The 1,386-nt window shown below is 51.5% G+C and carries 2 protein-coding genes; both read right to left on the bottom strand.

Going from position 1 to position 1,386, the window contains the following annotated elements; genetic code table 11:
* Positions 1-247: 247 nt before the first annotated feature.
* Positions 248-853 (bottom strand): DUF3164 family protein, encoded by a 606-nt coding sequence (locus ACEPPX_RS11765; protein ID WP_416624193.1) that lies wholly within the window; start codon positions 851-853, stop codon positions 248-250.
* Positions 846-1,304 (bottom strand): hypothetical protein, encoded by a 459-nt coding sequence (locus ACEPPX_RS11760; RefSeq protein ID WP_416624192.1) that lies wholly within the window; start codon positions 1,302-1,304, stop codon positions 846-848. The genes ACEPPX_RS11765 and ACEPPX_RS11760 overlap by 8 nt, the downstream gene beginning before the upstream one ends.
* Positions 1,305-1,386 lie beyond the last annotated feature (82 nt).

Below are 1,386 nucleotides of genomic sequence, written 5' to 3'. Positions count from 1 at the left end.
TCTGCTTCGTTTGCGATGGCGTCAATTAAATCGGATTTATTCATGTTGCACTCCTGTTAGTTGATTTACGGCAAACCGTGCCGCGCGGGTTAAATATCTTTCCTGTGTAGAATTTCGCTAATCATTGCCCATTGCCTTGGGCTGATTCTCTGCCCTAATATCTGGCAGGTATAACCGCTATCAGAGCGAAGTTCTATGTCTATTACTGCTGTTTTTTCAATTGCTAGTTCCTTTGGGTCAGTCATCATCACACCTTCGCAATATCCAAATTCATCAACTCGTAATCGCCCGCCGTATTGCGCGTATACACTCGGACAAAGGCTTTACTGGTCTGTACTTGCAGGCTGTCGCTCAACGCGTCCATCGCGCGGTGCCATTTTTCATCGTTGATTTGCAGGCGGCGCAGCCCCAAAACCCGGGCGGTGGAAATATTGCCTTCCTTATCCACATCAAACGCCGCGTTAATCAGCGTTTTCAATTCCGTGCGGCTGCCTTCCGTCCATTCGTTGATGCACTCGTCAATCAGAGCTTTCGCGGCCAGCAGGCCTTCGTCAAACATTAAGCTATCTTGCATCGCTAGTTGCACGCGGTATCGGCCGTCGAAGCTGTGCAGCGTGATGTTGCCCTTCTTGCCGCCCAATTTCACGCCATAGCGGTCGGCGGAGAGTTGGGCAAACGCGGCGATATCGTCCATAGCGGCGCGTTTGTATTCCGCCACATTGTCCTGCACCGCACGGGCTTTGGCGGCGATTTCCAACACCAAATCATCGCGCAGCAGGTCGATTTCCTTGATGTTGGCCAAAGGCACCAAATTACCCTTGGCGTCTTGGCGGTATTGGGTTAGATCAGTCATTTTTCTTACCTTTCATTTGCTGCCTTGCGGCGTAAATCTGTTTACATTCATCCACCGTGCGGTGGCGTTGGCCGTGTATCCAGTCGCGGTTCATTACCGGAGCATCTTTCAGACGGCCTACAATTGCTTTCGACATGGCTTTGCCGTATTCCGTCGGTTTGTGTTGCTTTTCTATTCTCGGCACCATGCTGACTGCCGGTGGCGGGAGCAGGCGGATAAACTCAGCGGGATTAGGCCATTCGGTCGCGGTTGCGGCTATTGTTTCAAATACGGCCCTAACGCGGTCAGCATCCTGCTCGGATTGCCATTGGTGTTTACTTAACAGGCCGTACCATATTTTTGCCACCGCCGTTAAGTCGGCTGCAGCAGGACGGCCTTTTAGATTTAGGGCCGATAACAACATAAAGCCCGCCGCAATTTCTTTTCTCAACCATTCAATTTCCCCCCTCATTTGCCCACTCCAACAATCCGCCCACACCTTGTCTCAGCTTGCTATCTGCTGGTTTGTCATCCTGCATCTGACCAACTGGCGC

Source organism: Neisseria sp. S1 (genome assembly GCF_048060015.1).
In the GTDB taxonomy this organism is placed as follows: domain Bacteria; phylum Pseudomonadota; class Gammaproteobacteria; order Burkholderiales; family Neisseriaceae; genus Neisseria; species Neisseria arctica.
Note: the sequence above shows the minus strand (reverse complement) of the source record. Positions and strands in the feature narration are given on the sequence as shown.

Coding starts and splice junctions, on each gene's coding strand:
- ACEPPX_RS11765 (WP_416624193.1), bottom strand. CDS start 853: ATGACTGATCTAACCCAATACCGCCAAGACGCCAAGGGTAATTTGGTG.
- ACEPPX_RS11760 (WP_416624192.1), bottom strand. CDS start 1,304: ATGAGGGGGGAAATTGAATGGTTGAGAAAAGAAATTGCGGCGGGCTTT.